Below are 24,608 nucleotides of genomic sequence, written 5' to 3' on the forward strand. Positions count from 1 at the left end.
GGATGAAGCATCTTTTAGCCGCCTCGGACCTGAGCCGCGATCAGGCGACGGCCATCCTCGATGACGCCGACAAATTCCGGGAAGCGCTGCTGGGCCGCGACGTCAAGAAGCTGCCGACGTTGCGCGGCCGCACCGTCATCACCATGTTCTACGAGAACTCCACCCGCACCCGGGTGTCGTTCGAGGTGGCCGGTAAGTGGATGAGCGCCGACGTGATCAACGTCAGCGCCTCCGGTTCGTCGGTCGCCAAAGGGGAGTCGCTGCGCGACACGGCGCTGACCCTGCGTGCCGCCGGTGCCGACGCGCTGATCATCCGGCACCCGGCTTCCGGTGCGGCACAACAGCTTGCGGCCTGGACGCGCGACGAACACGGCGGGCCGTCAGTGATCAACGCGGGCGACGGCACGCACGAACACCCGACGCAGGCGCTGCTCGACGCGCTGACCATCCGGCAGCGCCTCGGCGGCCTCGAGGGCCGGCGCGTGGTGATCGTTGGCGACATCCTGCACAGCCGGGTGGCGCGCTCCAATGTCTCGCTGTTGTCGACGCTGGGGGCCGAGGTGGTGCTGGTGGCGCCGCCGACGCTGCTGCCCGTCGGGGTCGCCGACTGGCCGGTGACGGTCTCGCATGACCTGGACGCCGAACTGCCGGCCGCCGACGCGGTCCTGATGCTGCGGGTGCAGGCCGAGCGGATGAACGGCGCGTTCTTCCCGTCGGCGCGTGAGTACTCGGTGCGCTACGGGCTGTCGGAGAAGCGACTGGCCGGGTTGAGCGAGGACACGGTGGTGCTGCACCCCGGTCCGATGCTGCGCGGCATGGAGATCGCCTCGTCGGTCGCCGATTCGTCGCAATCAGCTGTACTGCAACAGGTTTCGAATGGGGTGCATGTTCGTATGGCAGTGCTGTTCCAGCTTCTGGTCGGTGCGGGCCGGGAGGTGATCGCGTGAGCACGGTGATTCGCGGGGTCCGGCTCTACGGCGAGGGTGATCCGGTCGATGTGCTGATCGCCGATGGGCAGATCGCCGAGATCGGTAGCGGCCTGACGGGTGACGAGGTCATCGACGCCGTCGGCCAAGTCATGCTGCCCGGCTTCGTCGACCTGCACACCCACCTGCGCGAGCCCGGCCGCGAATACGCCGAGGACATCGAAACCGGTTCGGCGGCAGCCGCACTCGGCGGTTACACCGCGGTGTTCGCCATGGCCAACACCGATCCGGTCGCCGACACCGTCGTGGTCACGGACCACGTCTGGCACCGCGGGCAGCAGGTCGGCCTGGTCGACGTGCACCCGGTTGGCGCCGTCACCGTCGGGCTCGACGGCAAGCAGCTCACCGAGATGGGCCTCATGGCGGCCGGTGCCGGACAGGTCCGGATGTTCTCCGACGACGGCATCTGTGTCGATGACCCGCTGGTGATGCGCCGGGCGCTGGAATACGCTGCGGGACTTGGTGTCCTGATCGCCCAGCACGCCGAGGAACCGCGCCTGACGGTGGGTGCCGTCGCCCATGAGGGCCCGAATGCCGCCCGGCTGGGACTGGCCGGCTGGCCGCGCTCGGCGGAGGAGTCCATCGTGGCCCGCGACGCGATCCTGGCCCGCGACGCCGGCGCCCGCGTGCACATCTGCCACGCCTCGACGGCGGGCACCGTCGAGCTGATCAAATGGGCCAAGGCCCAGGGCATTTCGATCACCGCCGAGGTCACCCCGCACCACCTGCTGCTCGACGACAGCCGGCTCGCGGACTACGACGGCCGCAACCGGGTCAACCCGCCGCTGCGCGAGGCCAGTGACGCCGAGGCGCTGCGCCAGGCCCTGGCCGACGGGGTGATCGACTGCGTCGCAACCGATCACGCCCCGCACGCCGAACACGAGAAGATGTGCGAGTTCGCGCACGCGCGCCCCGGCATGCTCGGCCTGCAGACCGCGCTGTCGGTCGTCGTGGAGACCATGGTGACGCCGGGCCTGCTCAGCTGGCGTGACGTCGCCCGCGTGATGAGCGAGGCCCCGGCCGCCATCGTCGGCCTGCCCGACCAGGGCCGTCCGCTGGCGGTCGGCGAACCCGCCAACCTGACCGTGGTGAACCCCGAGGCGACCTGGACGGTGCACGGCACCGGCCTGGCCAGCCGGTCGGACAACACGCCGTACGAGTCGATGGCGCTGCCCGCCACCGTCACGCTGACGATGTTGCGCGGCAAGGTGACCGCGCGGGATGGGCAGTCGCCTGCATGAACACGGGGACTCTGATCACCTACCTGGTGCTGGCCGCTGTTGTGGTCGTACTGCTCGGGTTCGCGATCCGGCAGATGCTCAAGGGCTGGATGCACCGGGTGCAGCGGCAGGCGGGTGCCGTCGGACTGCTGCCGGCGCTGCCCGACACTGTCGGACCGGCGATCGTGCCCGCCACCAAGGGCATGTACATCGGCAGCACCTTCGCGCCGAGCTGGCAGGACCGAATTGCGGTGGGCTCCCTCGGTTTTCGCAGCAAAGCCGTGCTGACGCGCTACCCCGAGGGCATCATGCTGCAGCTCACCGGCGGCAGCCCGATCTGGATTCCCGACGAATCCATCACCGCCATCCGCACCGAGCGCGCCATCGCCGGCAAGGTGCTCACCTACGACGGGATTCTCGCCATCCGGTGGCAGCTGCCGTCGGGCACCGAGATCGATACCGGATTCCGTAGCGACGACCGTCGCGAACTGGCCAAATGGGTTGAGGAGGACAGCAAGTGACCCAGACCGATCAGACCGCCGTACTCGTGCTGGAGGACGGCCGGGTGTTCACCGGAACACCGTTCGGTGCCGTGGGCCAGACGTTGGGCGAGGCGGTGTTCTCCACCGGCATGTCCGGCTACCAGGAGACCCTGACCGACCCGAGCTACCACCGGCAGATCGTGGTGGCCACCGCCCCGCAGATCGGCAACACCGGCTGGAACGGCGAGGACAACGAGAGCCGCGACGACAAAATCTGGGTCGCCGGCTATGTCGTCCGCGACCCGTCGCCGCGCGCCTCCAACTGGCGTGCCACCGGCACCCTCGACGACGAACTGGTGCGTCAGGGCATCGTCGGCGTCGCGGGTGTCGACACCCGTGCCATCGTGCGGCACCTGCGCAACTTCGGCTCGATGAAGGCGGGCGTGTTCAGCGGAGCCGCTTTGGCGGCGACATCAGGCACGGGCCCGGCGTCCGTCGATGAGCTGGTCACCCGTGTGCGCAACCAGCCGTCGATGCTCGGCGCGGACCTGGCCGGTGAGGTCAGCACCGACGACCGGTACATCGTCGAACCCGTTGGCGAGCGCCGCTTTTCCATCGCGGCCATCGACCTCGGGATCAAGACCAACACCCCGCGCAACTTCGCGGCCCGCGGTATCCGCAGCCACGTGCTGCCGTCGTCGGTGACGTTCGACGAGCTCGCCGACCTCAAGGTGGACGGCGTCTTCCTGTCCAACGGCCCGGGCGACCCGGCCACCGCCGATCACATGGTCGAGTTCACCAAGCAGGTGCTGTCGGCCGGAATCCCGTTGTTCGGCATCTGCTTCGGCAACCAGATTCTGGGCCGCGCCTTCGGCCGTGACACCTACAAGATGACGTTCGGCCACCGCGGCATCAATATCCCCGTCGTTGAGCAGGCCACCGGCCGCATCGCGATCACCGCGCAGAATCACGGGTTTGCGCTCGAAGGTGAGGCCGGGGAAGAGTTCGACACCCCGTTCGGCCGAGCGGTGGTCAGCCACACGTGCGCCAACGACGGTGTGGTGGAAGGCGTCTCGCTGCTCGACGGGCGCGCCTTCTCGGTGCAGTACCACCCGGAGGCGGCAGCAGGCCCACACGACGCCGAGTACCTGTTCGACAAGTTCGCCGATCTCATGGCAGGGGAGAAGTAATGCCGCGCCGCTCAGACCTCAACCACATCCTGGTGATCGGGTCCGGCCCGATCGTCATCGGCCAGGCCTGCGAGTTCGACTACTCGGGCACCCAGGCCTGCCGCGTGCTGCGCGCCGAGGGGCTGCAGGTCAGCCTGATCAACTCCAACCCGGCGACGATCATGACCGACCCGGAGTACGCCGACAACACCTATGTCGAGCCCATCACCCCGGCGTTCGTCGAGAAGATTTTTGCGCAGCAGGCCGAGCGCGGCAACAAGATCGACGCGGTGCTGGCCACCCTCGGCGGCCAGACGGCGCTCAACACCGCGGTCGCGCTGCACGAGAACGGTGTGCTGGAGAAGTACGGCGTCGAGATGATCGGCGCGGACTTCGACGCCATCCAGCGCGGTGAGGACCGGCAGAAGTTCAAGGACATCGTCGCCAAGGTCGGTGGCGAATCCGCCCGCAGCCGGGTGTGTTTCACCATGGACGAGGTCCGCGAGACCGTCGCCGACCTCGGCCTCCCGGTCGTGGTCCGGCCGTCGTTCACCATGGGCGGCCTGGGCTCAGGCATGGCCTACACCAACGAGGACGTCGAGCGCATGGCCGGCGACGGCCTGGCCGCATCGCCTTCTGCCAACGTGCTGATCGAGGAGTCGATCTACGGCTGGAAGGAATACGAGCTCGAGCTCATGCGCGATCACCACGACAACGTCGTGATCGTCTGCTCGATCGAGAACTTCGATCCGATGGGCGTGCACACCGGCGATTCGGTGACCGTCGCGCCGGCCATGACCCTGACCGACCGTGAGTACCAGAAGATGCGTGACCTCGGCATCGCGATCCTGCGCGAGGTCGGCGTCGATACCGGTGGCTGCAACATCCAGTTCGCCATCAACCCGGCCGACGGCCGCCTGATCGTCATCGAGATGAACCCGCGCGTGTCGCGCTCGAGCGCATTGGCTTCCAAGGCAACGGGTTTCCCGATCGCCAAGATCGCCGCGAAGCTGGCCATCGGCTACACGCTGGACGAGATCGTCAACGACATCACCAAGGAAACCCCGGCCTGTTTCGAGCCGACGCTGGACTACGTCGTCGTCAAGGCGCCGCGGTTCGCCTTCGAGAAGTTCCCCGGCGCCGACCAGACCTTGACCACCACCATGAAGTCGGTCGGCGAGGCGATGTCGTTGGGCCGCAACTTCATCGAGGCCCTCGGCAAGGTGATGCGGTCGCTGGAGACCAAGCGGGCCGGCTTCTGGACGGGGGACGATCCCGACAAGACCCTCGACGAGCTGCTGACCGGGCTGCGCACCGCGACCGACGGCCGGCTCTACGACATCGAACAGGCACTGCGCCTCGGTGGTTCGGTCGAGGTCGTCGCCGAGGCCTCGGGTGTGGACCCCTGGTTCGTCGACCAGATCGCCACCCTCGTCGCACTGCGCGGCGAACTCGTCGACGCTCCCGTGCTCAACGAGCGCCTGCTGCGCCGGGCCAAGCACAGCGGCCTGTCCGACCGCCAGATCGCCGCGCTGCGACCGGAATTGGCGGGCGAGGCCGGTGTGCGCGCGCTGCGTGAGCGGCTCGGCATCCGGCCGGTGTACAAGACCGTCGACACCTGCGCGGCCGAGTTCGACGCCAAGACGCCGTACCACTACAGCAGCTACGAGCTGGACCCCGCGGCCGAGACCGAGGTGGCCCCGCAGACCGAGAAGCCCAAGGTGCTGATCCTGGGCTCCGGCCCGAACCGCATCGGGCAGGGCATCGAGTTCGACTACAGCTGCGTGCACGCGGCAACCACGTTGAGCCAGGCCGGTTTCGAGACCGTCATGGTCAACTGCAACCCCGAGACCGTCTCGACGGACTACGACACCGCCGACCGGCTGTACTTCGAGCCGCTCACCTTCGAGGACGTGCTCGAGGTGTACCACGCCGAGCAGGCGTCAGGGGCCGGCGGTCCGGGCGTGGTCGGTGTCATCGTGCAGCTCGGTGGCCAGACCCCGCTGGGCCTGGCCGAGCGGCTGGAGAAGGCCGGGGTGCCCGTCGTCGGCACCAGCCCCAAGGCCATCGACCTGGCCGAGGACCGTGGTGAGTTCGGTGAGGTGCTGCGCGCCGCCGGGCTGCCCGCTCCGCGCTTCGGCACCGCAACGAGTTTCGAGCAGGCCCGCCGGATCGCCTCCGACATCGGCTACCCGGTGCTGGTGCGTCCGTCGTACGTGCTGGGCGGCCGCGGCATGGAGATCGTCTACGACGAACAGACCCTGCAGGGCTACATCGAGCGCGCCACCGAGCTGTCGCCCGAGCACCCCGTGCTGGTCGACCGGTTCCTCGAAGACGCCATCGAGATCGACGTCGACGCCCTGTGCGACGGCACCGAGGTCTACATCGGCGGCGTCATGGAGCACATCGAGGAAGCCGGCATCCACTCCGGCGACTCGGCCTGTGCGCTGCCGCCGGTCACGTTGGGCCGCACCGACATTGCCGCCGTGCGCAGGGCCACCGAGGCCATCGCCCACGGCATCGGCGTGGTCGGCCTGCTCAACGTGCAGTACGCGCTCAAGGACGACGTGCTGTACGTGCTGGAGGCCAACCCGCGCGCCAGCCGGACGGTGCCGTTCGTCTCGAAGGCGACCGCTGTGCCGCTGGCCAAGGCCTGCGCCCGGATCATGTTGGGCGCCACCATCGCCGAGCTGCGGGCCGAGGGCATCCTGGCCGCCGAGGGTGACGGTGCCAGCGTCGCGCCCAACGCGCCCATCGCGGTGAAGGAAGCCGTCCTGCCGTTCCACCGGTTCCGCAAAGCCGATGGCTCGCAGGTCGATTCGCTGCTCGGGCCGGAGATGAAGTCGACCGGCGAGGTCATGGGTATCGACAGCGATTTCGGTACCGCCTTCGCCAAGAGCCAGACCGCGGCATACGGCTCCCTGCCCTCGGGCGGCACGGTGTTCGTCTCGGTCGCCAACCGCGACAAGCGCTCGCTGGTGTTCCCGGTCAAGCGCCTGGCCGATCTCGGCTTCCGGGTGCTGGCCACCGAGGGCACCGCGGAGATGCTGCGCCGCAACGGCATTCCGTGCGAGGTCGTGCGGAAGAACTTCGAAGAGCCCAGCCCGGAGCGGCCCGCGATGTCGGCGGTCGACGCCATCAAGGCCGGCGAGGTCGACATGGTGATCAACACGCCGTACGGCAACTCCGGTCCGCGTATCGACGGCTACGAGATTCGGTCGGCCGCGGTGTCGGCCAGCATCCCGTGCGTGACGACGGTGCAGGGCGCGTCGGCCGCGGTGCAGGGCATCGAGGCCGGTATCCGCGGAGACATCGGCGTGCGGTCGCTGCAGGAGCTGCACAGCCAGTTGGCCGAGAAGTGAGTTTCGGGCTCAAACTGCGGGCCGCCATGGCACAGCGGGGTCCGCTGTGCCTGGGCATCGACCCGCACCCCGAGCTCTTGAGCGCCTGGGGTCTGCCGGTGTCGGCAGATGGCGTGGCGGCGTTCAGCGACATCTGCGTCGAGGCGTTCGCGGGCTTCGCGATCGTCAAGCCGCAGGTTGCGTTCTTCGAGGCCTACGGGTCGGCGGGCTTCGCCGTGCTGGAACGGACAATCGCCCGGCTGCAGGAGGCCGGCGTGCTGGTGCTGGCCGACGCCAAGCGCGGTGACATCGGCTCCACCATGGCCGCCTACGCGCAGGCGTGGGCGGGCGATTCGCCGCTGGCCGCCGACGCCGTGACGGCGTCGCCGTACCTCGGTTTCGGCTCGCTGCAGCCGCTGCTCGATGTCGCGGCCGCCCACGGCCGGGGCGTGTTCGTGCTGGCCGCCACGTCCAACCCGGAGGGCGCGTCGGTGCAGCGCGCGCTCGCCGGTGAACGGACCGTGGCGCAGTCGGTCGTCGACGACGTCGCGGCGGTCAACGCCGCGGGCGACGGCTCGGTCGGTGTCGTCGTCGGCGCGACGCTCTCCGAGGTCCCCGACCTGTCGCAGCTCGGTGGACCGGTGCTGCTGCCGGGCGTCGGCGCTCAGGGTGGACGCCCGGACGCGCTGGCCGGGCTCGGCGGTGCGCAGCCGGGCACCTTGCTGCCCGCGGTGTCGCGTGAGGTGCTGCGGGCCGGGCCCGACGTCGCCGCCGTGCGGGCCGCGGGGGAGAAGCTCCGCGACGCCGTCGCCTATCTGGCCTGACGCCGGCGGCGCCACCAGAGCGCCGCGACCAGGACCACGCCGCCGAGGGCGGCGGCGATCAGGGCCAGACCGGTGACATCGCCACGGTTGCGGGTCCGGTAGATGACCTGCGCGTAATCGGAATCGGTTGCGGCACGGGCGAATACATAGTCGCCGTCGATGCGATGCGGCTCGCCGAGGTAGTTGGTCCAGCGGGTGAGGTAGCGGCCCCGGTAGTCGGCCAGGGCCGGTGCATCGACCGGTCCGGCGTACTGCAGCGTCGGCGCGTTGCCGGGCACCGGTAGCGCGCTGGGATCCATCCGATGGTCGGCCAGCACGTACAGGTCGACGCTCTGCGGCGCCGTCGCCGACCGGGACAGACGCATCGGGTACACGGCCTTGTCGGACGCGAATGACAGCCGCAGTGGCTGCAACGTGCCCGACAGCGTGGCACCTGCGGCATCGGGGGTGAGCTGGATCGCGACGATCTCCCAGCCCGCCGCGACGTAGGGCGCCAGGTTGGCATCCAGCCCGTCGGGGTGGAGGAAGCCCTTGGCCGTCAGCCAACCCGCCAGGGCCGCGGGGTCATCGCCGGCCAGGCGGGTGACGTCGAACGGCCCGATCCGCTGATTGCTCAGCACCTTGACGCCGCCGGGTCGCGCTCCCGCGCTCTCGAGCGCACCCCGCGAACCCTCGGTGAGCCAGTCGAAGGTGGGCCACCAGCTGTCCCGGTATTCGACCCGGGGCGCGGTGATGCGCGCCAACTCGTCGAACACCGCGGCATCGCCCAACGTCACGTGCGCGGCCGACGGCACCGGCATCACCCACGCGGCCCGATCCGAGGTGCCGCGCACCCCGAACGACATCAGGATGTCCTCGGTGCGGCCGTCCCAGGCGATCAGGGCCCGCTCGTCGACGACGGCGGCGCCGGCGCGGTCCGGGATGTAGGCGCCGCAACCGCAGGCCCATGCGGGAGCCGCGATGTTCGCCGTCAGGGTGGCGAACATCAGTAACAGGACGCACAGTGACCGGTACGCGGCAGCCATCGGCACGAACGTACCGGCCGCGCGGCTATGTCACAGCTGAATCCAGATCGGGCCGAGCCAGAAGCCCCACGCGTTGAAGCCGGCGTCCCATACCGGGTTCACCCACTGGCCGTTGTAGGAGAACGGCTGGTGATCCCAGCGGGCGTCGTCGATGCCGCGGCCACGCCAGTCGCGGCCGCGGTCATCGCGCCAACCATCCCGGTCCTGATGCCAGTCGACACCGCGCTGCCAGCCGCCGCGGTGGTCGTCGTGCCCCGCGCACGGGGCTCCCGGCGGGCACCAGTCGGCGCTCGCGGTCGCCAGTCCGATGCCGAGGATTCCGGCGGCGCCGATGCCTACGGCCAGGGTCGATGCGGTCAATGCCTGCTTGATCTTCATGCCGCTGACGCTATGGCGGTCCGATGGGCGTGCACTTAGCTGCGCTTAGGTGTGTGCTGTGTGTGCGGTCAAGAACCTGAGAACATGTTGTGCGGCAGTATGTTTCATTCGCACACAGACGGCCCACCACTTTGCGTGGCGGGCCGTCTCGTTGGGGGATCGGTCAGCGGGCGTCGATCACAGCGGAATCCAGATGGGGCCGAGCCAGAAGCCCCACGCGCCACGCCCGTCGTCCCACACTGGGTTCACCCACTGGCCGTTGTATGCGAACGGCTGGTGATCGAAGCGGGCGTCGTCGATGCCGCGGTGCTGCCAGTCCCGGCCCTGGTTGTCGTGCCAGTTGTCGTCCCGGCCGACGGGGGCGGCCGGGCCACGGTTGTCGCCGCCGCGATGGTCGTCGCGCTGACCGCACGGCGCGTTCGGCGGGCACTGGCCCGGGTCGGCATTGGCGCCGGCCAGGCCGACGCCGAACAATCCGGCGACGCCGATACCTGCGGCCAGGGTGGATGCGGTCAATGCGTGCTTGAGGTTCATGACACTGAAGTTAGGGCTGCCTAATGTGGCCGCACTGTGGTGGCATTAGGTGTGTGCTGTGTGTCCGGCCACGGTTTGGCTACGAGCTGCTGGCCGTTGCCTGTGGAAGGCGTGATCACATGGGAAACGTTGGGCGGGAGACAGTTTCATCACAGCGATCCCGTCCATTCGCCAAGGATGCGCCGGCCGCTCTCGGTGTATCGCGCAGTGGCCGAGTTTGCGGGTTCTGCGCGACGGCGTGGATCCGCACTGCGGGCGGCCGGAAACCTGTGAATTTGGGCGGCCGAACTGGCCAAATAGCGTCTCGGAGCGGTCGGCGCGGCACGGGCGGCGTACCGGCCTGCTCGGACTCGGCATCGACACGCCCGACACGCCGTGACCTGCGAAAATTTTCCTCAATCGACCCGGGCGACGACCCGAAAATGCGCCGGGGTCGACGCGGAGCGCTCGGCCGTCGTCCCACTGAGTGCTCAAAACCCTTGATACGCAGGCGGATTTGTGACCGAACGGCGCTAAACCCGAGCTCGCAGAGCTTGCACTCAGTGACCATTCGGAGCCGTCGTTCGCACTACACGCTGGGCTTTTAGCTTCGTTACCCGGGGGGTGGGGTTAGCGCTTGTCGGCAAGCGTGGGTACGGTCGTCGTCGCTGGCTGGTTCACCCAGCCGTGACAGAAATTATTTGACGGAGATACGGAGGAACCCCGTGGCCCTTCCCCAGTTGACCGACGAACAGCGCGCGGCAGCGTTGGAGAAGGCTGCTGCCGCACGTCGAGCACGTGCCGAGTTGAAAGACCGGCTCAAGCGCGGCGGCACCAACCTCAAGCAGGTCCTGACGGACGCCGAGACCGACGAGGTCCTCGGCAAGATGAAGGTTTCCGCTCTGCTGGAAGCCCTGCCCAAGGTCGGCAAGGTCAAGGCGCAGGAGATCATGACCGAGCTGGAGATCGCTCCGACCCGCCGTCTGCGCGGCCTGGGCGACCGTCAGCGCAAGGCCCTGCTGGAAAAGTTCGACTTTTCCTGATCTGACGCAAGACTGACGAGCAGTAGGGGCCGGACGGCGATGAACCGTGTTGTTGTGCTGTCCGGCCCCTCTGCCGTGGGTAAATCCACGGTCGTGCGCTGCCTGCGCGAGCGGGTGCCCGACCTGCATTTCAGTGTTTCCGCCACGACGCGTGCGCCGCGTCCTGGCGAGGTCGACGGTGTCGACTACACATTCGTCTCGGCCGACGAGTTCCAGCGCCTGATCGATGACGGCGAGCTCCTGGAATGGGCCGAAATCCACGGTGGCCTGCAGCGCTCAGGCACCCCCGCCCGGCCCGTCCGGGAAGCCATCGCCGCTGGTCATCCCGTCCTCATCGAGGTCGATCTGGCCGGTGCCCGGGCCGTCAAACAGGCCATGCCGGAGGTGCTGACCGTCTTCCTCGCGCCGCCCAGTTGGGAAGCGCTGGAGAGCCGCCTCGTCGGTCGCGGCACCGAGAGTGCCGAGATCCAGGCCCGCCGCCTGGAGACCGCGCGGGCCGAAATGGCCGCTCAGGACAGTTTCGATGTGACGGTTGTCAACAGTCAGTTGGAATCCGCCTGTGCAGAATTGGTATCCTTGCTGGTGGGCCGCTGAGCGGTCTGCGCAGCACCCGCACAGATATCGCTGATAGCGACGCCATTCTTTACACCGAACGCCGGGAGAATCCTTCGTGAGCACCACTGTCGAGAGCATCGACTCCGACGCCGCCATCGCCTACGACACGCCGCTGGGTATCACCAACCCGCCCATCGACGAGCTGCTGGATCGTGTGTCGAGCAAGTACGCGCTGGTCATCTACGCCGCGAAGCGTGCGCGCCAGATCAACGACTACTACAACCAGCTCGGCGACGGCATCCTCGAGTACGTCGGCCCCCTGGTCGAGCCGGGCCTGCAGGAGAAGCCGCTGTCGATCGCGATGCGCGAGATCCACGGCGACCTGCTCGAGCACACCGAGGGCGAGTAACGCCGAGTAGGCGTCCGATATGGCCGACCGCAAGCGCATCGTCGTCGGAGTCGCCGGAGGTATCGCCGCCTACAAGGCGTGCACCCTGGTTCGTCAGCTGAGCGAGGCCGGCCACTCGGTTCGCGTCGTGCCGACGGAGTCGGCGCTGAAGTTCGTCGGCGCCGCCACCTTTGAAGCACTGTCCGGTAATCCCGTGCACACGGGAGTGTTCGAGGACGTCTCCGAGGTACCCCACGTCCGGTTCGGCCAGCAGGCCGACCTGGTCGTGGTCGCACCGGCCACCGCCGACCTGATGGCACGTGCGGTGGCGGGCCGCGGCGACGATCTACTGACCGCCACGCTGCTCACCGCGCGCTGTCCGGTGTTGTTCGCTCCGGCGATGCACACCGAGATGTGGTTGCACCCGGCCACCGTCGAGAACGTCGCGACCCTGCGGCGTCGCGGCGTCGTCGTGCTGGACCCCGCCTCCGGGCGCCTCACCGGCGCCGACAGCGGCCCGGGACGTCTGCCCGAGGCCGAAGAGATCACCACCTTCGCCCAGCTCCTTCTGGAGCGTGGTGACGCGTTGCCCCACGATCTGACCGGGGTCAAGGCCGTCGTCACCGCCGGTGGCACCCGCGAGGCCATCGACCCGGTTCGGTTCATCGGCAACCGCAGCTCCGGCAAGCAGGGCTACGCCGTGGCCCGCGTCATGGCCCAGCGCGGCGCAGAGGTCACTCTGATCGCCGGAAACACCGCGGGCCTGGCCGACCCGGCCGGCGTCGACGTCGTGCACATCAGCTCGGCGGCACAACTGCGGGATTCGGTGTTCAAGTACGTGCCCGATGCGCACGTGCTCGTGATGTCCGCCGCCGTCGCTGACTTCCGTCCTACCGAGGTAGCGACCAGCAAGATCAAAAAGACGCACGGCCCCGGTGAATCGGACGGGGCACCCGTCATCGAACTGACCCGGACCGACGACATCCTCGCCGGCGCGGTGCGCGCCCGGACTGACGGTCAACTGCCGAACCTGCGTGCCATCGTCGGGTTCGCGGCCGAGACCGGCGACGCCAACGGTGACGTGCTGTTCCACGCCCGGGCGAAGCTGCAGCGCAAAGGCTGTGACCTGCTGGTCGTCAACGCGGTCGGGGACGGCAAGGCCTTCGAGGTCGACGTCAACGACGGTTGGCTGCTGGCCGCCGACGGCGCCGAGTCGGCACTGGAGCACGGGTCCAAGACCTTGATGGCCAGTCGCATCGCCGATGCGATCGCGGCTTTCCTGCGTGGCAGCGACGAATGATCGTCGCCTGAACCGCGCCGCGGAACGGGTTGCTGCGCAGGGGTATCCGACAGGGAATAGCCGGGCGCGGATATTATGCGCCGGACTAAAGTTTTGGAAGGGATTTGCGACGTGAGTGAAGGTCGGCTGTTTACCAGCGAGTCGGTGACCGAGGGACATCCGGACAAGATCTGCGACGCCATCAGCGACTCCGTGCTGGATGCGCTGCTCGCGCAGGATCCGAAGTCGCGGGTCGCGGTGGAGACGCTGGTGACCACCGGCCAGGTGCATGTCGTGGGCGAGGTGACCACCACGGCCAAGGAGGCGTTCGCCGACATCCCGTTGATCGTGCGTGACCGGATCCGCCAGATCGGCTACGACCACTCCGACAAGGGCTTCGACTACGCCACCTGTGGCGTGAACATCGGCATCGGTGCGCAGTCCCCGGACATCGCCGCCGGTGTCGACACCGCGCACGAGGCGCGCGTCGAGGGCGCGGGTGACCCGCTGGACGCCCAGGGCGCCGGCGACCAGGGCCTGATGTTCGGCTACGCCATCAACGACACGCCCGAGCTGATGCCGCTGCCCATCGCGCTGGCACACCGGCTGTCGCGGCGCCTCACCGAGGTCCGCAAGAACGAGACCGTCGACTACCTGCGGCCCGACGGCAAGACCCAGGTCACCATCGAGTACCGCGACAACGTCCCGGTCCGCCTGGACACCGTGGTGCTGTCCACCCAGCACGCCGAGGGCGTCGACCTGGACGGCACGCTGGCCCCGGACATCCGCCGCCACGTCGTCGACACCGTGCTGGCCGACCTGGCGCACGACACCATGGACACCTCCGACTTCCGGCTGCTGGTCAACCCGACCGGCAACTTCGTCGTCGGTGGCCCGATGGGTGACGCCGGCCTGACCGGCCGCAAGATCATCGTCGACACGTACGGCGGCTGGGCCCGCCACGGCGGCGGCGCCTTCTCGGGCAAGGACCCGTCAAAGGTCGACCGTAGCGCGGCGTACGCCATGCGCTGGGTGGCCAAGAACGTCGTCGCTGCCGGCCTGGCCGACCGCGTCGAGGTCCAGGTCGCCTACGCCATCGGCAAGGCCGCCCCGGTGGGCCTGTTCGTGGAGACCTTCGGCACCGAGCACTTCGACCCGGCCCGTATCGAGAAGGCCATCACGTCGGTCTTCGACCTGCGTCCCGGCGCCATCATCCGCGACCTGGACCTGCTGCGCCCCATCTACGCGCCGACCGCCGCGTACGGCCACTTCGGCCGCACCGACATCGAACTGCCGTGGGAGCAGCTCGACAAGGTCGACGACCTGAAGGCTTCGGTTTAGTACCTGATCAGCCGACGGGCTGCGGCTCCAGTCGACGGCTTCGGTACAGCGCCAGGGCAACCAGCAGGCTGATCGCCGTGAGCGCCACCCAGATGAGCTCCGGCCGGCCGGCGGCGCGCGCCGTCTCCATCAGCGCGCCGGTCGCCAGGTTTCCGACGAGGATGCCGACGCCGACGATCGTGTTGTAGAAGCCGTAGTACGTCGCGACCAGCCGGTCGCCCGCGAGCGACACCACGGTGTCCATCTCGAACGGGTACACCGCGGCCGACCCGACCGCCAGCAGCGCCGCCGTCAGCAGCAGTGCCGCCACTGCCGCCGGCGGGCCCCAGCGGTCGTCGGGCACCACGATCAGGGGGACGAACGCCGCGGCCAGCACCAGCACCCCGATGGTCAACGACTGCGCCCGGCCGTAGCGCGCGGTGAACCAGGCCGTGATGCGCAGCTGGCCGCCGATGGCGACCAGCCCCGACACCGCGAAAACCGCTGCCACGATGGCTGATTCGTGATGTGGCGCGAGGACCCCGGCGTGCAGCGGCAGTGCCAGGTACACCTGGAACGTCACCACGTAGGTACCGACCATCGAGACCGCGAACAACAGGAACGGCCGGTTGGCCAGCACGGTGCGCCAGTCGTGCAGCACCGAGACGCGTTCGGCCGCACCATGATCGGCGTGGTCCTGCGGTAGCGCGAACAGCTGGGCGATGGTCAGCACCGCGAACACCGTGGCCGCCATCCCTGCGGTCACCCGGAAGTCCAGCGCGATCAGTGCCAGGCCGACCAGCGGCCCGGCCAGGATTCCCGCCTGATAGAAGACGTTGAACACCGTGAATGCCGCCACCCGCCGCTCGCCGGAGTCCGCGGCGAGATAGGCGCGCACCGCGGGATTGAACAGCGCTCCCGCGAAACCCGTTGCCGCCGAGGCGATCAACACCGCCGGCAGGGACTGCGCGACGGCCAGCAGGCCGAAGCCGGCTGTGCGCAGCAGACAGCCCGCCACGATCAGGGGCTTGTAGCCGAGCCGGTCGGCCAGCGTGCCACCGACGATGAACATGCCCTGCTGCGAGAAGTTTCGCACCCCGAGTGCCAACCCGACAGCCCAGCCGGCCAGGCCGAGCGGACCGGCCAGGTACCCGGCCAGATACGGCATCAGCATGTAGAAGCCGAGGTTGATGCCGAACTGGTTGAGCATCAGCACCCGGCTGGGCCAGCCGAAGCTGCGGAACTGGGCGAGTACCTGCATCAGAGGGACTCGGGCTTGCGCACCGTCGTGCAGCGGGTCCATGAATCCACCACGCGCTCAGCGGGATCGGCGATCACCGCGGGCTCGGCCGGCGGTTCGATTCCCAGCAGGTTGTGCTGGCGGCAGTAGTCGTCGTTGTAGACGGTGTCGAAATAGCGTTGCGGCCCATCGGGAAAGATCGCGGCGACCGTGGTCTCCGGATCGTGATGACGGGCTGCCCAGCCGGCGACGAGCGCCACGGCGCCGCCGCTCCAGCCGCTGCTGGCGTAGCTGGTCGCGGCCAGCGCCCGGCACGCCCACACCGCCTCGGCGGGCGCCACCCAATGCACCTCCGAGAAGGCGCCGTAGTCGACGTTGTCGGGGTAGATGCTCGAGCCGAGCCCACGCATCAACCGGCTCTGTGCCGGCTGCCCGAAGATGGTCGACCCGATGGTGTCGACGCCGATCAACTTCAGGTCAGGGTTGAACTCGCGCAACACTTTTGCCACTCCGGCCGAGTGCCCGCCGGTACCTACCGAGCACACCAGGACGTCGACGGTGCCGAGCTGCGACTGCAGTTCCAGGGCGAGCTCGCGGTACGCGTCGACATTGTCGGGGTTGTTGTACTGGTCGGGATACCAGGCGGTGGGGTCCTGGGCCAGAATCTGCGCCACCCGGTCGCGGCGGGCCTGCTGCCAGCCGCCGGTTGGATGCGGCTCGGTGACGAGGTCGATGTCGGCGCCGTATGCGGCGAGCATCCGCAGCATCATGGGTTCCATGCCGGGGTCGGTGACCAGCGTGACCGGATGCCCGTACACCGTGCCGGCCAGGGCGAGGCCGAGTCCGAGGGTGCCGCTGGTGGATTCGACGATCCGGGCGCCGGGCAGCAGGTCACCGCGGGCCCGGCCGCGTTCGACCATGTACATGGCCGGCCGGTCTTTCATGCCGCCGGGGTTGACGCCTTCGAGTTTGGCCCAGAAGCCTCGGTCGTCGGTGGTGAAGGGAGCGGCGATCCGCAGCACGGGGGTGCCGCCGACCATGGTGCCGGGCCGGTCGTAGCGGGCCAGCCGGCACGGCCCGGAAGCCGGGCGGGAGGGCTTTCTGGGCAGGGTGAGATTGCTCGAATTGTTCATGGGTGCATCACTTTTCGCTGATGCCGCGGGGCGGCGGCGGATTCGGACAGCGGACACCGACCAGCCACGAACGGTGGCCGATCTGCGCTGACCTGTCAGCGTCGGGAGATGCAGAGGCGGGTCAGGACCGCCCGCCCGCTGTGAATCTGAAGGGCGCGACGGGGCGGGCTGCGGCCGGTCGTCGGCGACAACGCCCGCCAGCACACCATGAGGATGCCAAGTGCCACCACCAGGCCCAGGGCCAGGAGGGTGGAGGCTGAGCGGGGGAGACCCGCGGTGGTCACCAGTTCCGGGGCTGCCGGGATCGAGCCGTCGCGGACGTGCGGGTGGATGGCGGTCACCGACGGCAGCGTGTGACCGGCGGCGACGAGCATGGGGGCAGCATGTTCATGCACCGTGGCAACGGGCTTGGCGCCCAACTGAATACCGATCCCGAGCCCGAACAGGGTGACGAGCAGCACGGCCGCTGCCCGCCATCGCACCGGTCGGGGAGTCACCTCCGCGACTGTACCGACGAATTGATCCCGTTAAACCTGCCGAGGTGCTTTGTGCGCGAAAAGTTATCGGGTTCAAAGAACTTTCATATGAGCGCGCTCAAGCGCTGAACTCATAGTCGTCGAGGTCGAACCGTCGGCTGCGGACGTAGGCCTCGACGGTGGTTGCCGGCCGCAGTGGCACGTCGCCGTTCTTGTCGAAGTAGTAGCTGTTGGCAGACTGGCAGCTGTCCTGCCAGAACACCTGCCGGTGGCGCTTGCTCAGCATCTCCGCGAAGTAGCGGTCATTGGCCTCCTGTGAGACCTCCACCCGGTGGGCGCCGACCTTCTCGGCCCGCTGCAGGCACCGCACGATGTGGTGTACCTGGGCTTCGATGAGCGCGAAGTATGACGAGCCCACGTACCCGTACGGCCCCATGACCGTGAAGAAGTTCGGGAAGCCGGGGATGCTGACGCCCTCGTACGCCTGCAGTCGCTGCGTCTCCCAGAACTCGCCGAGGGTGTGCCCGCCGGCTCCCGTGACGGGGAAGGTCGGCACGCTGTCGACGTCCATCACCTTGAACCCGGTGGCGAGGATCAGCACGTCGACTTCGTGCTCTTGTCCGTCGGCGGTGCGCACCCCGGTCGGCGTGATGCGTTCGATGGATTCGGTTACCAGGCTGACGTTTTCGCGGTTGTAGGTCGAGAGGTAGGTGTTGTGGAAGCCCGGTCGCTTGCAGCCGACCGCGTAACGCGGGGTGAGCTTGTCGCGGACCACCGGGTCGTGCACCTCGCGGCGCAAAAACTGCCGTCCCATGCGGGCGGCACCGTCGGCCAACGGGAACACGCTGTAATACTGCGCCGACAGCGGGAAGGTGAGCTCGACGTAGGCTTGGCTGGCCAGCCGCTGCAGTGTCTTGCCACCCGGGATACGCATGGCCCACCGGGCCACCGCCGGCAGCGGCAGGTCCAGCTTGGGGAAGCACCAGATCGGCGTCCGCTGAAACACCGTGAGCTGCTCCACAATTGGGGCAATCTCCGGGATCACCTGCACTGCCGAGGCGCCCGTGCCGATGACCGCAACCCGCTTGCCGCGCAGGTCGACGCTGCTGTCCCAGCGTGCGGTGTGCAGCGTGGTGCCGGCGAACTCGGCGACGCCCTCGATGTCCGGCGGCTTGGGCACCGTCAGCACGCCGCTGCCGTTGATCAGGAACCGTGCGGTGACGGTGCCGGCGCTGGTGTGCACCCGCCAGAGATCGGCCGCGTCGTCGTATTCGGCGCCGGTGACCTCGGTGCCGAACCGGATCCGGTCCCGCAGTCCGTACTTGTCGACGCAGTGCTCGGCGTACGCCTTGAGCTCGTGGCCCTTGGCGTAGGTGCGGGTCCAGTCCGCGCTCTGCTCGAAGGAGAACTGGTAGGAGAACGACGGAATATCCACGGCGACACCGGGATAGGTGTTCCAGAACCAGGTGCCGCCGGGCCCGGAGCCGGCTTCGAGGATCACGTAGTCACCGAGCCCGGCCCGGTCCAGCAGGATGCCGGCCCCGATCCCGGAGAAGCCGGCGCCGACGATCACCGTTTGGACATCAGGCGTTGTCATGACTCCATACTCGCGGAAACTCAGGCGTAGAGGGCGGCTTTCAGGGCTGCGAGTCCGCGGTCGGTGGCCTCGGTCGCCACCGGCGACGCCAGGGCCAGGCTGACGAAGCCGTGCACCATGGTGGGTTCGTTGCTCAACTCGACCGGAACCCCCGCTGCGGCAAGCAGTTTGGCGTACGCGGCACCGTCGTCGCGCAGCGGGTCGTGCTCGGCGGTGCCGATGTAGGCGGGAGCCACCCCTTCCAGCGACTCGGCGTTGGCCGGGGCCAGGTCGGTCGGCAGCGCCGAGGCGTCGCTGAGGTCCATGCCGGGCAGATACCAGGTGAGGAACGCCGCCGTGACATTGCTGTTGAGCATGGGCGCGTCGGCGTTCTCGGTGAACGACGGCAGCGTGACGTCGCCCGTCGCGACGGGGTACCAGAGCAGCTGGAACGCCAGCTTCGGACCGCCGGCGTCACGCGCCCGCAGCGCCATCACCGCGGAGATGTTGCCGCCGGCCGAATCTCCGGCCACCGCGAGGCGTGCCGGGTCGCCGCCCAGCTCGGTGGCGTGCGCGGCGACCCACTGCAACGCGGCCCAGGAATCCTCGATGGCGGCCGGGAACGGATGCTCGGGCGCGAGCCGGTATTCGATCGACACCACGATGGCGCGGGCGCCGATGGCGTGGGCGCGGGCCACATGGTCGTGGGTATCCAGGTCGCCGATGGCCCAGCCACCGCCGTGGTAGAAGACCACGACGGGCAGCGGACGCGTCTCGCCGTCGATGGGCGGCCAGTAGATGCGGGCCGGAATCTGGCCTGCCTCACCGCAATCGAGCACGCGGTTCTCGATCCGCATATCCGGCAGCATCGTGGCGGGCGGCCGCATGGCGGCGATCTTGGCCCGCGCCACCTCGACACCGTCGTCGATGGTGAACTCCAACGGCACGGCGTCCAGGAGGGCTTTGAGGATCGGATCGATACCAGGGCGGGTGTCCGGCGTCACATCTGAAGTCATGCCTCAGGCTAACGCTGCCTTCAGCGCGGCGATTCCCCGGTCGGCCGCTTCGGTCGTCGCCGGCACCACGCCGTGATAGCCGAGGTAGCCGTGCACCAGGGTTTCGGCATTGTGCACCTCGGTGGAAACCCCTGCTGCGGTGAGCATTTCGCCGTACCGGATGCCGTCGTCGCGCAACGGGTCGTGCCCGGCGACGGCGATGTACGCCGGCGCCAGCCCGGCCAGCGACGCGGCGCGTGCCGGCACCAGCAAAGCCGGCGGATTCCGCAGGTCCACGCCGGTGGCGTACAGCAACGAGAAGCCGCCCACCGCGTCGCGGCCCAGGACCGGCGCGTCGGCGTTCTCGGTGAACGAGGGCAGCGACGTGTCCCACGTCGTCGCCGGGTACCACAGCAGTTGGGCGCGCAGCGTGATGCCGGCGTCGCGGGCCAGCTGGGCGACCACGGCGGCGAGGTTGCCGCCGGCCGAATCACCGGCCACGGCAAGACGATTCGGGTCGCCGCCGATCTCCTCGGCGTGGGCGGCCACCCACTGCGTGACGGCCCAGACGTCGTCGACGGCCGCGGGGAAGGGGTGCTCGGGCGCCAGGCGGTAATCCACCGACACCACCACGGCGCCGGTCCCGGCGGCATGCAGCCGGGCGGTGCCGTCGTAGGTGTCCAGATCACCGACCACCCAGCCGCCGCCGTGGAAGAAGAGCACGACCGGTGCCGAGGGTTCGACGTCCGCGGGCCAATAGACACGAACCGGCACGCCGTCGATGACGCGGTCCTCGGCGCGGACCTCCGGGAACACGGCCTTGCGGGGCAGCTCACGGAACCGGGCTCGCGCGGCTTCGACGCCGCCGTCCATGGTCAATTGGAACGGAACCGCTTCCAGTACCTTTTCCAGAATGGGATCGAGCGGGGGACGCACAGTGTCCGACATGAGTTCACCGTACGCACCGCGCCGGCGGCTGTGGGTGGCGGCCGCGGTGGTGGCCGCCGGCTACGGCATCTTCCTCATCGTGACCGCGCTGCGGTTGCCGTCGGGCGCCGACCTGACCGGGCAGTTCGCCCTGCAGCCCGAGATCAAGGCACTGCCCGCGCTGCTGCTGGCGGCGGCCGCGGCCGGCCACCCCATCGTGCGCGAACGCCGCTGGCTGGTGGCCGCCCTGGTGTTCTCGGCAGGCGGTGACTTCCTGCTCGCGGTCCCGAATTGGCCGCTGGGGTTCGTGTTCGGGCTCGGCTCGTTCCTCGTCGCGCACCTGTGCTTCCTGGCCGCGCTGCTGCCGCTGGCCCGGCGGACACCGGCGGCCACCGCGGGCGCCGCGGTCCTGGTCGTCATCTGCATCGGGCTCATCGTCTGGTTCTGGCCCAGCCTGGTCGCGCAGCAGATGACCATTCCCGTCACCGTCTACATGGCGGTCCTGGTGGCCATGGTGTGCACGGCCCTCTTCGCCGACCTGCCGACCCGCTGGACCGCGCTCGGCGCACTGTGTTTCGCGGTGAGCGACGGCATGATCGGCATCAGCAAGTTCGTCCTGGGGAATGAGGCGCTGGCGGTCCCGATCTGGTGGGCCTACGCCGCGTCGCTGCTGCTGATCACCGCCGGGTTCTTCGCGGGCAGGACGGTGTCGGTCACGTCTGCTACACCGACTGCGTGACCCTCACCAGGACGCAGGCCGAACACGAGCCCGTGGCCCGGGTGCTGCCGATGCTGTCGGTGCCGCACCTGGACCGCGAGTTCGACTACCTGGTGCCCGCCGACCTGTCCGACGACGCCCAGCCGGGCGTGCGGGCAAAGGTGCGGTTCAACGGCCGGCTGGTCGATGCCTTCATTCTCGAAAGACGTTCGGACACCGACCATTCCGGCAAGCTCGGCTGGCTGGATCGGGTGGTGTCGGCCGAGCGGGTGCTGACCCCTGATGTGCAGCGTCTCGCCGAGGCGGTGGCCGCCCGGTACGCGGGCAGCCGGCCGGACGTGCTGCGGCTGGCCATTCCGCCGCGGCACGCCACCGTGGAGAAGCAACCGCCACCCGAGCTGCGGCCACTGACCCCGCAGGACGTCGACACCGGCGGCTGGGCGCAGTACGGGCGCGGCGAACAGTTCCTCGAGGCACTCGGTGAGGGCCGGGCCGCGCGCGCGGTGTGGCAGGCGTTGCCGGGGGAGGACTGGGCCCGGCGGTTGTGCGAGGCCGCGGCCGTCGTCGTCAAGGCCGGCCGCGGGGCGCTGCTGATCGTGCCCGACCAGCGCGACGTCGACGCCGTGCACGCCGCGGCCCTGACGCTGGTCGAAGAGTCCCGCGTGGTGGCGCTGTCCGCGGGCCTCGGCCCGTCGCAGCGCTACCGGCGGTGGCTGTCGGTGCTGCGCGGCCAGGCCCGGCTGGTGATCGGTACCCGCAGCGCGGTGTTCGCGCCGGTCGCCGACCTCGGGTTGATCGTGGTGTGGGACGACGGCGACGACTCCCTCGCCGAGCCGCGTGCGCCGTATCCGCACGCCCGCGAGGTCGCGATGTTGCGGGCACATCAATTGCGTTGTGGCGCAGTCATCGGCGGCTTCGCGCGCACTGCCGAGGCACAGGCACTGGTGCGCAGCAAGTGGGCGCACGATCTGGTGGCCGGCCGCAGCGTGGTGCGCGCCAAGGCGCCGCGCGTCGTCGCCCTCGACGACGACGCGCACACCCACGAACGCGACGCCGCGGCCCGTACCGCCCGGCTGCCGTCGATGGCGCTGGGCGCCGCCCGCGCCGCGCTGAGCGCCGACCGACCGGTCCTGGTGCAGGTGCCGCGCCGCGGATACGTCCCGGCGCTGGCCTGCGGCAAATGCCGGACCATCGCCCGGTGCCGGCACTGCACCGGCCCGCTGTCGCTGCCGGACCGCGACACCGTCGGCGCGGTCTGCCGCTGGTGCGGACGTCAGGACATGGCGCTGCGCTGCGGCCGCTGCGGGTCGGACGCCGTGCGGGCCGTGGTGGTCGGTGCCCGCCGCACCGCCGAGGAACTGGGCCGGGCCTTCCCCGGTGTTCCGGTTGTCACCTCCGGCGGTGACGCCGTGGTGACCGAGGTTCCGGGACGCGCCGCAGTGGTGGTGGCCACACCGGGCGCCGAGCCGCGCGCCGAGGGCGGCTACGGCGCGGCCCTACTGCTCGACGGCTGGGCTCTGCTGGGCCGCCAGGACCTGCGGGCCGCCGAGGACACCCTGCGCCGGTGGATGTCGGCATCGGCCCTGGTGCTCGATCGCGCGGCCGGCGGCACGGTCGCGGTGGTGGCCGAATCGACGATCCCGACGGTGCAGGCGCTGGTGCGCTGGGACCCCGTCGGGCACGCCGAGGCCGAACTCGACGGCCGCGCCGAGGTCGGGTTGCCGCCCGCGGTGCACCTCGCGGCGGTCGACGGCGTCCCCGAGGCGGTCGACGCCCTGCTGGAAGCTGCCGCGCTGCCGCCCGACGCCGAGGTACTGGGCCCGGTCGACCTGCCGTTCGGGGCCCGGCGGCCGCCCGGCCTGGACCCGGACGCGCCGGTGCACCGGATGCTGGTGCGGGTCTCGCGCGACCGTGGCCTGGTGCTGGCGGCGGCGCTGCGCCGGGCGACAGGCGTGCTCAGCGCCCGTCACGATCAGGAGCCGGTGCGCGTGCAGATCGATCCGCTGCACATCGGATGACGGGGTTCCGTCCGATCACAAGTAGCCTGGTGGACCGTGCGTATCGTCTTCGCCGGAACACCGGAACCCGCGCTGCCTTCCTTGCGCAGGCTCATCGCGTCGCCCCGCCACGAGGTGGTCGCGGTGCTGACCCGTCCCGACGCCGCGTCCGGCCGGCGCGGCAAGCCGGCGCCGTCTCCGGTGGCGGAACTTGCTCTGGCCGAAGGCATTCCGGTGCTGCGCCCAGCCAAACCCAATGACCCCGAGTTCGTCGCCGAACTGGCCGCGCTGGCACCCGACTGCTGCGCCGTCGTCGCCTACGGCGCGCTGCTGCGCGACGAGCTGCTGGCCGTGCCGCGGCTGGGCTGGATCAACCTGCATTTCTCCGTGCTGCCGGCCTGGCGTGGCGCCGCCCCGGTGCAGGCCGCCATCGCCGCCGGCGACGAGGTGACCGGCGCCACCACCTTTCTGATCGAACGTCCCCTGGACTCCGGCCCGGTGTACGGCGTACTGACCGAGACCGTGCGACCCATCGACACCGCGGGCGATCTGCTGGCCCGGTTGGCCGACGCCGGCGCCGGCCTGCTGGAGACGACGCTCGACGGCATCGAGGACGGTGCGCTGACCGCGGTGCCACAGCCCACCGACGGCGTGACCATCGCTCCCAAGGTCACCGTCGAAGACGCTCGCGTGCGCTGGGATCTGCCGGCGCACGTCGTCGACCGGCGAATCCGGGCGGTGTCCCCGAATCCGGGTGCCTGGACCGAGATCGGCGACCTGCGGGTCAAGCTCGGCCCCGTGGTGCCGGTCGAGGGAGAACCGTTGGCGCCCGGCGCAATTCGCGTTGATAAGGCGGAGGTGCTGATCGGCACCGGGAGCGCCCCGGTGCGGTTGGGCACGGTGCAGCCGCCGGGGAAGAAGTCGATGAATGCGGCAGACTGGGCGCGCGGCGCCCGGCTGGACGAAGGTGTGGTGGCTCGGTGACCGAACGGAACGGGCGTGGACGGCAGGGTCGTCCGGGCA

General features: G+C 69.5%; 22 protein-coding genes and 1 pseudogene. 14 read left to right on the top strand and 9 right to left on the bottom strand.

From position 1 onward, the window contains the following. Positions 1 to 2 precede the first annotated feature (2 nt). Genes EB75_RS01435 through pyrF form a run of 6 tightly spaced genes read left to right on the top strand, consistent with a single transcriptional unit; the run spans position 3 to position 8,022 of the window. Complete coding sequence (locus EB75_RS01435; protein ID WP_073693699.1) at positions 3 to 947, top strand: aspartate carbamoyltransferase catalytic subunit; 945 nt, start codon at positions 3 to 5, stop codon at positions 945 to 947. Beyond that, positions 944 to 2,227 carry a dihydroorotase gene (locus tag EB75_RS01440; RefSeq protein ID WP_073693700.1) on the top strand — a complete coding sequence of 428 codons (1,284 nt, stop codon included), beginning with the start codon at positions 944 to 946 and terminating at the stop codon, positions 2,225 to 2,227. The genes EB75_RS01435 and EB75_RS01440 overlap by 4 nt, the downstream gene beginning before the upstream one ends. Beyond that, a complete protein-coding gene (locus EB75_RS01445; RefSeq protein ID WP_073693701.1) occupies positions 2,224 to 2,727 on the top strand; it encodes a PH-like domain-containing protein in 504 nt (167 codons plus the stop codon). The genes EB75_RS01440 and EB75_RS01445 overlap by 4 nt, the downstream gene beginning before the upstream one ends. Then, entirely contained in the window at positions 2,724 to 3,878 is a 1,155-nt protein-coding gene (gene carA / locus EB75_RS01450) for a glutamine-hydrolyzing carbamoyl-phosphate synthase small subunit (RefSeq protein WP_073693702.1), read from the top strand. Before EB75_RS01445 ends, carA begins: the two co-directional genes overlap by 4 nt. Next, entirely contained in the window at positions 3,878 to 7,219 is a 3,342-nt protein-coding gene (gene carB, locus EB75_RS01455) for a carbamoyl-phosphate synthase large subunit (protein ID WP_073693703.1), read from the top strand. Before carA ends, carB begins: the two co-directional genes overlap by 1 nt. Continuing rightward, on the top strand, positions 7,216 to 8,022 hold the full coding sequence (gene pyrF / locus EB75_RS01460; RefSeq protein WP_073693704.1) for an orotidine-5'-phosphate decarboxylase: 807 nt from the start codon (positions 7,216 to 7,218) through the stop codon (positions 8,020 to 8,022). Before carB ends, pyrF begins: the two co-directional genes overlap by 4 nt. Here pyrF and EB75_RS01465 read toward each other — a convergent pair. The 3 genes from EB75_RS01465 to EB75_RS01475 form a co-directional block, all read right to left on the bottom strand. Beyond that, positions 8,010 to 9,047 carry a DUF2330 domain-containing protein gene (locus tag EB75_RS01465; RefSeq protein WP_073693705.1) on the bottom strand — a complete coding sequence of 346 codons (1,038 nt, stop codon included), beginning with the start codon at positions 9,045 to 9,047 and terminating at the stop codon, positions 8,010 to 8,012. The genes pyrF and EB75_RS01465 overlap by 13 nt on opposite strands. A gap of 30 nt (positions 9,048 to 9,077) precedes the next feature. Beyond that, a complete protein-coding gene (locus EB75_RS01470) occupies positions 9,078 to 9,425 on the bottom strand; it encodes a hypothetical protein (protein ID WP_073693706.1) in 348 nt (115 codons plus the stop codon). 177 nt (positions 9,426 to 9,602) lie between these two features. After that, positions 9,603 to 9,959 carry a hypothetical protein gene (locus tag EB75_RS01475; protein WP_073693707.1) on the bottom strand — a complete coding sequence of 119 codons (357 nt, stop codon included), beginning with the start codon at positions 9,957 to 9,959 and terminating at the stop codon, positions 9,603 to 9,605. Positions 9,960 to 10,663: 704 nt separating this feature from the next. On the opposite strand from EB75_RS01475, the gene mihF reads away from it, so the two are divergent. The 5 genes from mihF (at position 10,664) to metK (ending at position 14,544) form a co-directional block, all read left to right on the top strand. Continuing rightward, entirely contained in the window at positions 10,664 to 10,981 is a 318-nt protein-coding gene (mihF, locus tag EB75_RS01480; RefSeq protein ID WP_011894593.1) for an integration host factor, actinobacterial type, read from the top strand. A 39-nt stretch (positions 10,982 to 11,020) separates the two neighbouring features. After that, positions 11,021 to 11,575 (top strand): guanylate kinase, encoded by a 555-nt coding sequence (gmk, locus tag EB75_RS01485; protein WP_142239357.1) that lies wholly within the window; start codon positions 11,021 to 11,023, stop codon positions 11,573 to 11,575. A gap of 76 nt (positions 11,576 to 11,651) precedes the next feature. Continuing rightward, entirely contained in the window at positions 11,652 to 11,945 is a 294-nt protein-coding gene (gene rpoZ / locus EB75_RS01490) for a DNA-directed RNA polymerase subunit omega (protein ID WP_020101623.1), read from the top strand. Between the two features lie 19 nt (positions 11,946 to 11,964). After that, on the top strand, positions 11,965 to 13,224 hold the full coding sequence (gene coaBC, locus EB75_RS01495; protein ID WP_073693709.1) for a bifunctional phosphopantothenoylcysteine decarboxylase/phosphopantothenate--cysteine ligase CoaBC: 1,260 nt from the start codon (positions 11,965 to 11,967) through the stop codon (positions 13,222 to 13,224). A 111-nt stretch (positions 13,225 to 13,335) separates the two neighbouring features. Then, positions 13,336 to 14,544: a methionine adenosyltransferase gene (metK, locus tag EB75_RS01500; RefSeq protein WP_073693710.1), complete on the top strand. Its 1,209-nt coding sequence runs from the start codon at positions 13,336 to 13,338 to the stop codon at positions 14,542 to 14,544. Between the two features lie 7 nt (positions 14,545 to 14,551). On the opposite strand, the gene EB75_RS01505 is transcribed toward metK, so the two are convergent. The 6 genes and pseudogenes from EB75_RS01505 to EB75_RS01530 form a co-directional block, all read right to left on the bottom strand. After that, on the bottom strand, positions 14,552 to 15,784 hold the full coding sequence (locus EB75_RS01505; RefSeq protein ID WP_073693749.1) for an MFS transporter: 1,233 nt from the start codon (positions 15,782 to 15,784) through the stop codon (positions 14,552 to 14,554). Continuing rightward, positions 15,784 to 16,837: pseudogene (locus EB75_RS01510) on the bottom strand (PLP-dependent cysteine synthase family protein). The gene EB75_RS01505 and the pseudogene EB75_RS01510 overlap by 1 nt, the downstream one beginning before the upstream one ends. 154 nt (positions 16,838 to 16,991) lie before the next feature. Then, the gene (gene lpqS / locus EB75_RS01515) at positions 16,992 to 17,393 is read right to left on the bottom strand and encodes a putative copper homeostasis (lipo)protein LpqS (RefSeq protein WP_142239358.1); all 402 of its coding nucleotides are present in this window, start codon (positions 17,391 to 17,393) and stop codon (positions 16,992 to 16,994) included. Between the two features lie 97 nt (positions 17,394 to 17,490). Then, positions 17,491 to 18,969 (bottom strand): flavin-containing monooxygenase, encoded by a 1,479-nt coding sequence (locus EB75_RS01520; RefSeq protein WP_073693712.1) that lies wholly within the window; start codon positions 18,967 to 18,969, stop codon positions 17,491 to 17,493. Positions 18,970 to 18,989: 20 nt separating this feature from the next. Continuing rightward, entirely contained in the window at positions 18,990 to 19,952 is a 963-nt protein-coding gene (locus EB75_RS01525; RefSeq protein ID WP_502689325.1) for an alpha/beta hydrolase, read from the bottom strand. Between the two features lie 15 nt (positions 19,953 to 19,967). Continuing rightward, positions 19,968 to 20,891, bottom strand: coding sequence for an alpha/beta hydrolase (locus tag EB75_RS01530; RefSeq protein ID WP_073693714.1), 924 nt, complete (start codon positions 20,889 to 20,891; stop codon positions 19,968 to 19,970). Here EB75_RS01530 and EB75_RS01535 point away from each other — a divergent pair. From EB75_RS01535 to fmt, 3 genes are read left to right on the top strand one after another with little or no spacing between them, the layout of a single operon-like run. After that, on the top strand, positions 20,890 to 21,609 hold the full coding sequence (locus tag EB75_RS01535; protein WP_174557609.1) for a lysoplasmalogenase: 720 nt from the start codon (positions 20,890 to 20,892) through the stop codon (positions 21,607 to 21,609). The genes EB75_RS01530 and EB75_RS01535 overlap by 2 nt on opposite strands. Positions 21,610 to 21,659: 50 nt before the next feature. Continuing rightward, positions 21,660 to 23,606, top strand: coding sequence for a primosomal protein N' (locus EB75_RS01540; RefSeq protein WP_502689326.1), 1,947 nt, complete (start codon positions 21,660 to 21,662; stop codon positions 23,604 to 23,606). 36 nt (positions 23,607 to 23,642) lie between these two features. Beyond that, positions 23,643 to 24,569 (top strand): methionyl-tRNA formyltransferase, encoded by a 927-nt coding sequence (fmt, locus tag EB75_RS01545; RefSeq protein WP_073693717.1) that lies wholly within the window; start codon positions 23,643 to 23,645, stop codon positions 24,567 to 24,569. The last annotated feature ends 39 nt before the right edge of the window (positions 24,570 to 24,608 follow it).

This window comes from Mycobacterium sp. ST-F2 (assembly GCF_001905655.1).
Lineage (GTDB): Bacteria > Actinomycetota > Actinomycetes > Mycobacteriales > Mycobacteriaceae > Mycobacterium.

Excerpts from the sequence above, each read along its gene's own strand:
- EB75_RS01435 (WP_073693699.1), top strand. The coding sequence starts at position 3 with ATGAAGCATCTTTTAGCCGCCTCGGACCTGAGCCGCGATCAGGCGACG.
- EB75_RS01445 (WP_073693701.1), top strand. The coding sequence starts at position 2,224 with ATGAACACGGGGACTCTGATCACCTACCTGGTGCTGGCCGCTGTTGTG.
- carB (WP_073693703.1), top strand. The coding sequence starts at position 3,878 with ATGCCGCGCCGCTCAGACCTCAACCACATCCTGGTGATCGGGTCCGGC.
- EB75_RS01465 (WP_073693705.1), bottom strand. The coding sequence starts at position 9,047 with ATGGCTGCCGCGTACCGGTCACTGTGCGTCCTGTTACTGATGTTCGCC.
- EB75_RS01470 (WP_073693706.1), bottom strand. The coding sequence starts at position 9,425 with ATGAAGATCAAGCAGGCATTGACCGCATCGACCCTGGCCGTAGGCATC.
- EB75_RS01475 (WP_073693707.1), bottom strand. The coding sequence starts at position 9,959 with ATGAACCTCAAGCACGCATTGACCGCATCCACCCTGGCCGCAGGTATC.
- gmk (WP_142239357.1), top strand. The coding sequence starts at position 11,021 with ATGAACCGTGTTGTTGTGCTGTCCGGCCCCTCTGCCGTGGGTAAATCC.
- coaBC (WP_073693709.1), top strand. The coding sequence starts at position 11,965 with ATGGCCGACCGCAAGCGCATCGTCGTCGGAGTCGCCGGAGGTATCGCC.
- EB75_RS01505 (WP_073693749.1), bottom strand. The coding sequence starts at position 15,784 with ATGCAGGTACTCGCCCAGTTCCGCAGCTTCGGCTGGCCCAGCCGGGTG.
- EB75_RS01520 (WP_073693712.1), bottom strand. The coding sequence starts at position 18,969 with ATGACAACGCCTGATGTCCAAACGGTGATCGTCGGCGCCGGCTTCTCC.
- EB75_RS01535 (WP_174557609.1), top strand. The coding sequence starts at position 20,890 with ATGAGTTCACCGTACGCACCGCGCCGGCGGCTGTGGGTGGCGGCCGCG.
- EB75_RS01530 (WP_073693714.1), bottom strand. The coding sequence starts at position 20,891 with ATGTCGGACACTGTGCGTCCCCCGCTCGATCCCATTCTGGAAAAGGTA.
- EB75_RS01540 (WP_502689326.1), top strand. The coding sequence starts at position 21,660 with ATGCTGTCGGTGCCGCACCTGGACCGCGAGTTCGACTACCTGGTGCCC.